6 protein-coding genes and 2 tRNA genes are annotated in these 7,010 nt (G+C 65.8%); 2 read left to right on the forward strand and 6 right to left on the reverse strand.

The annotated features are described in order from the left end of the window. Window positions 1-397 precede the first annotated feature (397 nt). From P7D22_RS12075 to P7D22_RS12090, 4 genes are all read right to left on the reverse strand, one after another. A complete protein-coding gene (locus P7D22_RS12075; RefSeq protein ID WP_319934490.1) occupies window positions 398-715 on the reverse strand; it encodes a hypothetical protein in 318 nt (105 codons plus the stop codon). 123 nt (window positions 716-838) lie between these two features. Then, window positions 839-914 (reverse strand) — tRNA-Ala (locus tag P7D22_RS12080). 123 nt (window positions 915-1,037) lie between these two features. After that, window positions 1,038-1,934 (reverse strand): BadF/BadG/BcrA/BcrD ATPase family protein, encoded by an 897-nt coding sequence (locus tag P7D22_RS12085; RefSeq protein ID WP_319934491.1) that lies wholly within the window; start codon window positions 1,932-1,934, stop codon window positions 1,038-1,040. Window positions 1,935-1,975: 41 nt separating this feature from the next. Then, entirely contained in the window at window positions 1,976-2,221 is a 246-nt protein-coding gene (locus tag P7D22_RS12090) for a hypothetical protein (protein ID WP_319934492.1), read from the reverse strand. A 422-nt stretch (window positions 2,222-2,643) separates the two neighbouring features. Here P7D22_RS12090 and P7D22_RS12095 point away from each other — a divergent pair, with 422 nt between their 5' ends. Beyond that, window positions 2,644-2,808 carry a hypothetical protein gene (locus P7D22_RS12095; protein ID WP_319934493.1) on the forward strand — a complete coding sequence of 55 codons (165 nt, stop codon included), beginning with the start codon at window positions 2,644-2,646 and terminating at the stop codon, window positions 2,806-2,808. Between the two features lie 109 nt (window positions 2,809-2,917). Next, window positions 2,918-2,994: transfer RNA gene (locus P7D22_RS12100), tRNA-Trp, on the forward strand. Window positions 2,995-3,269: 275 nt separating this feature from the next. Here the strand turns inward: P7D22_RS12100 and fhuF are convergent. Both fhuF and P7D22_RS12110 read right to left on the reverse strand, forming a co-directional pair. Beyond that, on the reverse strand, window positions 3,270-4,004 hold the full coding sequence (gene fhuF / locus P7D22_RS12105; RefSeq protein ID WP_319934494.1) for a siderophore-iron reductase FhuF: 735 nt from the start codon (window positions 4,002-4,004) through the stop codon (window positions 3,270-3,272). Window positions 4,005-4,679: 675 nt separating this feature from the next. Continuing rightward, entirely contained in the window at window positions 4,680-6,257 is a 1,578-nt protein-coding gene (locus P7D22_RS12110; RefSeq protein WP_319934495.1) for an aldehyde dehydrogenase (NADP(+)), read from the reverse strand. Between the last annotated feature and the right edge of the window lie 753 nt (window positions 6,258-7,010).

A 7,010-nucleotide genomic window follows, 5' to 3' on the forward strand; every position in this document is an offset into this window, starting at 1 on the left:
TCGTCAGGCTCATAACCTGAAGGCCGCAGGTTCAAATCCTGCCCCCGCAACCAAACATCAAGAAGCCCCCGCGCCAACAAGGCCCGGGGGCTTCTTCGTTATGGGCGCCCCGCCATGGAGTTGCAGAATCGCGAGACCCACGACCGCATCGCTGTTTACGCCTGGTCTCGCCTACCTATTACAATTTGGGCAGTGTCGCTTGAACCGGCAGGGGAGGGGATCACTTAGATCACATCAGACAACCCAAGTGACACTGACAATTTATGCGGGTGGGATGGAGTTGATCGCCACTCGTGCATCACCCTGGCGATCCGGCCGTATACAACCATCGAAGCTACTCCCAGCCGATCCGCCTCATTTCAACGCCCAGTAGCCGCAGGCGCTTGGAACTGCGTGATCAGGCAATGAAGCGGACCAGCGATCCGATCAGCACCGCAGCGCCCAGGCCTCGGCGCCATGGATTGACACCGCGCAGCACCTCATCACCGGCCCAGATGAACAGGAACACCGTTGCGGCGATGCGTGCGGCCAAGCCGACCGGTGTCACGGTTCCGATCGCCATCGTGACGAACGATGCGGTGATGAAGATCCAGAGCGAGAGGTTTGGCCATTGCGCCATAACGATGCGGCCTGTGCTGCGATCCCGAAAGGCCCAATCGAAGACATGCATGAGCATCGCGACAAATAAGACCGGTGGGCTTGCGGACGGACTCAAGTGCAGGCCGAAGGCGCCGCATGATCAGGAAAGCAAGCCATAGCGATTTCGTTGCAGCCCGATGTCGAACGCCAAAAAGCGTTCTAAAAGACGCTTAGGACTCGGTAATTTAGAAGCAATTTCTGGTGGAGCTGATGAGATTCGAACTCACGACCTCTGCAGTGCGATTGCAGCGCTCTCCCATCTGAGCTACAGCCCCGGCCAAGACCAGCTATATGGCTAGCTCGTGTAAACGTCAATGATCGGCGTCGGCTGCGCGTGATGCCAAGTCACACGTGGCGGGATCAGGCAAAGACCTCCTCGCCATGCGGTTGGGACGCGATCAATCCGGGATCGGCAGGCCAAACGAGGCGCCGGCGAGGATCAGCGCGCCGTCGAGCGCATCGCGCAAAGGCGACGTCAGGCTGTCGAGACATGTCCGGCCGAGGAATGGCCGCAACGGTGCCGCGAGGCCGCCGACCAGCGAAACGCGTCGGGCGCCGTGCCGACGCGTGGCGACCACCAACTCCTCGATGGCACTGGCAGCCTCGTTGGCGATCGAAAGTGCAGCGGGGTCGCACTCTTGTGCAGCGCTGAGAATGCGCGGGGCATAGGCCCCATATTGACTCGATGTCGCATGGCGGCCCCAGGTGATCACGGCCACGGGATCGTGGTCGAATTCCGCCATCAAACCCTGCAGTAGGGGAGTCGACGCTTCCAAGCCGTCATGGGCCCGCAAGGCCCGCCGCCACGCCTGGCGCCCCATCACGGCGCCTGATCCGTCGTCGCCGAGCAGGAACCCGCGGCCGCCGAGATTGATCTGCCGATCTCCTGTCCGGACCACGGCGGCGCTGCCGGTACCGGCGATCACCAGGCCGCCGTCGCGGCCTGCATGAGCCCCGAGACAGGCCACAATGGCGTCGTCGCTGGCCCGGACCCGGGCGAAACGGCCGGCGAAACGCGCTTCGACCTGCGCGGCAATCAAGGGTGAGGATATGCCGGCCAGGCCCAGGCCGAGCGCAGCATGGCTGAGCGTCCCTCGCTCGAGACCGGCCGCAAGGGCGGCACGCTCGATCGTATCCATAATGGTCTGCACCGCGGTGTCGGGCGCGAGATACACGTTGGCGGAACCACCCTCGGCGCCGGCAATCGGCGTCCCGGCTTGATCGGCGATCCGCACGCGGGTCCGAGAACCACCACCATCGACACCGATGAAGACGGCGTTCGGCTGGCTCAGCATCGCTCCCCCGATCACGCGATGCGGCGTTTGTTGGATCGAGCTCAGGTTCCGACGGCGTCCGAGACGCACTTCTTGGTGAAGCTCGTGCGCGCCGCGCCTGCCAGCTTCTTGCTCGTGGCGGTGCTGTCGCAGGTGGAGGCCGCGTCCTTTTGGCATTTCTTCATGAAGCTGGCCTGGGCGGCCCCAGCCAGGTTCTTGGCCGTGGCCCGCATGGTGCAACTGTCGTCAGCCTGGGCGGACAAGGCCCCGCAGAACAGGAACATGGCGATCAGGGCGAGACGGCGCATCGGAAACTCCTGGCTGAGCGGTCCCGAAGCTTAGTTGGGGCCCGCCCGCGCGGCAATTGGAAGAAGGAGAGTGACGCCGCCGATTGTTGTCGGGCGAGTGACCTGGGGCGGGGCGGTACCCCGCCCTGTCCGATTAAGGAGATGGCACCAGCCAGCCTATCGGCTGTCGGTGCACACGGCGCCATGAAACAACTGACGTCGGTGATCAGCGTTGATTCATGCGCTGCGGCCTGCAGGCAGCGCATGGACTTCAGGAAATCATGAACGAACCTTAAGCGTTTTGGGGCAAACCAATCGAAAACGCATACCTCAACCGCAGGGCTGCGATGCCATGGTGTTTATTGCGGTGCACAATGCGGCAGCGTAGATTTGGAATAACTAGGGAGGTTCACCAGCTCGGTTGCCAACCGAAGGAGAACCAAATGATCAAGAACATCGTATCCACCGTCCAGGCCCGTCTCGAGAAGCGGCGCCGCTATCTTCGGCTCATTGCCGAGATCGAATCGCTGAACGCGCGCGAAATCCAGGAGCTGCGCGCCGACCCGAGCCAAATGCGCCAGGATGCCTGGATGAGCATCTACGGCTGACACTTCGGGCGTGAGGCAACCGCGTTTCGTACACATCGTGTCTCGAAACGCTTGCGTTGGCTCCGATGTTACGGCAAACCTACAGCGTGCTGCGGGTTGCCCGCCGTGCAGGAGTGTAGCTCAATCGGCTAGAGTACCGGTCTCCAAAACCGGGGGTTGTGGGTTCGAGTCCCACCTCTCCTGCCAATTATGTCCGAGTGTCAGGCGTTTAAGTCCTGTGTGGACGCGCCACTGAGGCTGTTGTGGGTATCCACGCGATAGGTGTGCTTTTGGCTCGCGATTAAATTGCCGAACGGCCGGTACTTTGATTCAGTCTGAAGGCCTGCTGCTTCCGTTTGTGGATCCTCGTGATGCGAACGCTCGAAGACAGTGTCTGGGCTTAGCCCAGCGCCTTTGCCTGTCCATTGCAGACGTCAGAGTCTGCGAGCGGGATTCCCAGCACGGCCACCCGGTTTCCTGCTTCAGGCGAGGGCTGGCGTCACCTCCGCCGACAGCGGGCAACCTTGAACGCAGCGACTGACGCCCGGCAGACGATAGCGCAGGCAGCAAACGCGACGCTCGGCGGGTCGCGCTTCCCGGGCGGCAGATTTCATGTGCGGCAGCATCGTGCATCCGGTGCGGGGCCATTGCAGGTCGGCCAGCAACAGGTCAGCCGCCGGGCAGGGAGCGGCCTGCAGGCGTGCCATCTCGCCCAGGATCCACATGCCGTAGGATCCGACGTTTTCCCAATATAACCGCGCCGACAATCCGCTGTGACGTTTCAGGCAGGCGACCGTCCCGGCGATCTGCTCGTCGTAGAGCGATCTGACCAAGGCATCGGCCGGGCGGGCAGGGCCGCCGCAACCCAGGTGAAAACAAAGCGGCGTTCCCTTTTGGGGGCAGAACCGCACCTTCAGTCCGGCGAAGTCGAGCGGCAGCGGCCGGTCGGCCGCAAGGCAGAAGGTCGTCAGCACGATGGTCAGCCGAGCGAAGTAGAACTGGCTCCAGAACGACATTACGGCCTGCCGATCAGCTCCCGGATGCGCCTGGCCGAAGCGTCCGACCAGGTCGTCGAACAGCGCCTTGTCGTCGAGGCAAGAGGTCGGAACCGCATCGGGATGGTCGGCGAAACTCAGACTGCCGGCCCAAGTGGCGTTGGAGCCGACGAACAGCGTCGCACAAAGATGTTCGAGGTCCGTCGCGGTCGGGTCGGTCATGCCGTCTTCGCAGAAGCTGGAAGGCACCGTGTGGCGCGCAAGTTTGACCGGATCACGATGGTCTCCACCGCGGCCATAAGAAGGCGCCGCGAGCCGGTCCACCGGGTAGCTTTGTGCCCGGGACGCTTGAGTGGGGTGTTGGTTTTGGTGGCGATTGCCTGCGTGGCCATGGGGCCGGTTGGCCCGGCGGGCGTATCGAAGGGCTGGCTTTGCCGCCCCTGCACGTCGAAAGCGCTGACCTGCATGTTCAGGGGCGCCGTCGGCTAGGCCCAAACCGCTGACGCTGACAGCATCGGCAGAGCCAACGAGCCCAGCAGGGCCTGCTGCAAGCCACAACGTGTCCAGCGGACGCGGCGGGAGATCCGACGATACAGAAGCAGCAACCCAGCACCCCAAGAACGATGCCGTGTCTTACCCCTGCCGATCGAAAACTGTGTTGGCCGAAACAGGCCTTTGGCTATTTCAAGAAGGCCTGTTGCGCACAATGCACTTCATTCAAACCATTCAAAATGGCGTGAATACTTAGAATGATTGAAAGGAGCGAAGGGACGTGCCCGGCCCCAATGCAGCCCAGGCCCGCGGTGGGCGAAACCACTGCGGGCATGGGTGGCGGGAGTCGGCCAGGATCAAAACCTCGGGCCGATCGCCAGGATGGCGACCGGCATCGCGCCAGTGTCAGGGTGCCTTCACGGCACCATCGACCCGCCGCCACAGCTTCAGCGGGTTGGCGTCCTTCAGGGCGTCGGGCAGCAGGGCGTCCGGCAGGCCCTGGTAGGATACGGGGCGCAGGAAGCGATCGATCGCCAGGCTGCCGACCGAGGTGGTGCGGCCATCCGAGGTGGCCGGGAAGGGGCCGCCATGCACCATCGCGTCCGCCACCTCGACCCCGGTGCCGAAGCCGTTGACCAGGATGCGGCCGACCTTGGTCTCGAGCACCGGCAGCAGCGTGCGGACCGTCGGGTGATCGGCCTCCACCATGTGCAGGGCCGCGGTCAGCTGCCCTTCGAGGCTTTCCAGCACGGCCTGCAGCTGGGCGGCATCGCGACAGCGCACCAACAAGCCTGCGGCGCCGAACACCTCGTCGCCGAGCTCCGGATGCGTCAGGAAGGCATCGGCGTGCGTGCTGAACAGGCCGGCCTGGCCCTGCAGGCCCTCGCCGGCGCGGCCGCGCGCCAAGGTTTCGACCGCGGCATGGTCTTCGAGCACCGACACGCCCGCCTCGTAGGCCTTGGCGATGCCGGGCGTCAGCATGGTGGCGGCCGCGGTCTCGGCCATGGCGGCCTTGGCGCTTGCCACGAAACCATCGAGGGCCGGGCCCTCGATGGCCAGCAGCAGGCCGGGATTGGTGCAGAACTGGCCGGCGCCGAGCGCCACAGACGCCACGAACTCGCGGCCGATGGCCTCGCCGCGGGCCGCCAAGGCGCCAGGCAGCAGGACCACCGGGTTGATGCTGCTCATCTCGGCATAGACCGGGATCGGGTGCGGCCGGGCCGCGGCGATCTTCATCAGCGCGATGCCGCCGGCCCGCGAGCCGGTGAAGCCGACCGCCATGATGCGCGGGTCGGCCACCAGGCCCTGGCCGATGTCACGGCCGCCGTCGAACAACAGTGCGAAGGTGCCGGCCGGCAGGCCGCAATCGGCCACGGCCTTCTGCACGGCGCGGCCGACGAGCTCCGAGGTGCCGGGATGCGCCGGATGCGCCTTGGCCACCACCGGGCAGCCGGCCGCCAGGGCTGCCGCCGTGTCGCCGCCCGCCACCGAGAAGGCGAGCGGGAAGTTGGACGCGCCGAACACCGCCACCGGGCCGACGCCGATCATGCGCAGCCGCAGGTCGGGACGGGGCAGGGGCTTACGCTCCGGCAGCGCGGGGTCAATGCGGGCCTGCAGGAAGCCACCGTCGCGCAGCACGCCTGCGAACATCCGCAATTGGCCGACCGTGCGGCCCCGTTCGCCCTCGAGACGCGGCCGGGGCAGGCCGCTTTCGGCCATGCAGCGCACGATCAACGCGTCACCGATGTCGAGGATGTTCTGCGCGATGGATTCGAGAAAGCGCGCCCGAGCCTCGGGGGCGGTGTCGCGGAAGGCGGTGAAAGCCTCGGCCGCCAAGCCGCAGGCGCGGTCGAGATCCTGTGCCGTGGCGGCCGGGAAGGTCGGTTCGATGGGGTGGCCGGACGCGGCTTCGATGCCCTGGAAGCCGGGTCCGCTGCCCACGAAGGCCTCGCCGCCGATCAAAAGTTCGCCGCGGATATCCATGATCGTCTCCAAAGGTCGCGCCAGCCTGCGCCGCCGACCAGCCCCTCGGTTTCATACCGCCGGGCAGGCCTGCCGGCCGCCTGCGGGGCCGGATACGAAGCGGGCGCCCCGTAGGCTGGACCTAGGATCTGAGGGCGGCCTTGTAAAGCGACGCCTTCCCGTCAGCGGTCGCGGAAGGCCGCCGCCACGGGCGCCGTCGCCACCCCCTGGCGTTCCAGCTCGGCCGCGACCCGCAGCACGAGGCCTTCCCGCCACGGCGGGCCGATCACCTGGACGCCGATCGGCAGCGGTGCCTCGCTCCACACCGGCACGGCCACGACCGGCAGGCCGATAAAGGAGATCGGCTGGGTGAACAGTCCGAGGTTCGCCCGCACATTCAGGGTCTCACCGCCCAGCACCATGGTGGCCTGCCCGAGTTCGGGCGCCGCACAGGGGGTCGCGGGCGCCAGGATCACGTCGACCGCCTCGAACAGCCGGGCCACCTCGGCCGCAAACCAGCGGCGGACCTTATGGGCCTGCACCACCCAGGAAGCCGGCAGCATGGCGCCGGCGATCAACCGGTCGCGCACGGCCGGATCGAAGTCGTCGGCTCGCTCCTGCAGGCGTCGGAGATGCAGCGCCGCGCCCTCGGTGGTGGTGATCAGGAAGGCGGCTGCCCGGGCCCGGTGCGCTTCCTGTCTCTTATACACATCTGACGCTGCCGACGACGGAGAGAGTGTAGGTCTCGGTGGTCGCGGTGGGATTATTATGGGG

It is taken from the genome of Lichenihabitans sp. Uapishka_5 (genome assembly GCF_033947565.1).
Taxonomy (GTDB): domain Bacteria; phylum Pseudomonadota; class Alphaproteobacteria; order Rhizobiales; family Beijerinckiaceae; genus Lichenihabitans.

Bases quoted from the DNA above. Each gene is read 5' to 3' on its own strand.
- P7D22_RS12085 (WP_319934491.1), bottom strand. From the start codon at position 1,934: ATGCTGAGCCAGCCGAACGCCGTCTTCATCGGTGTCGATGGTGGTGGT.
- P7D22_RS12090 (WP_319934492.1), bottom strand. From the start codon at position 2,221: ATGCGCCGTCTCGCCCTGATCGCCATGTTCCTGTTCTGCGGGGCCTTG.
- P7D22_RS12095 (WP_319934493.1), top strand. From the start codon at position 2,644: ATGATCAAGAACATCGTATCCACCGTCCAGGCCCGTCTCGAGAAGCGG.
- fhuF (WP_319934494.1), bottom strand. From the start codon at position 4,004: ATGACCGACCCGACCGCGACGGACCTCGAACATCTTTGTGCGACGCTG.
- P7D22_RS12110 (WP_319934495.1), bottom strand. From the start codon at position 6,257: ATGGATATCCGCGGCGAACTTTTGATCGGCGGCGAGGCCTTCGTGGGC.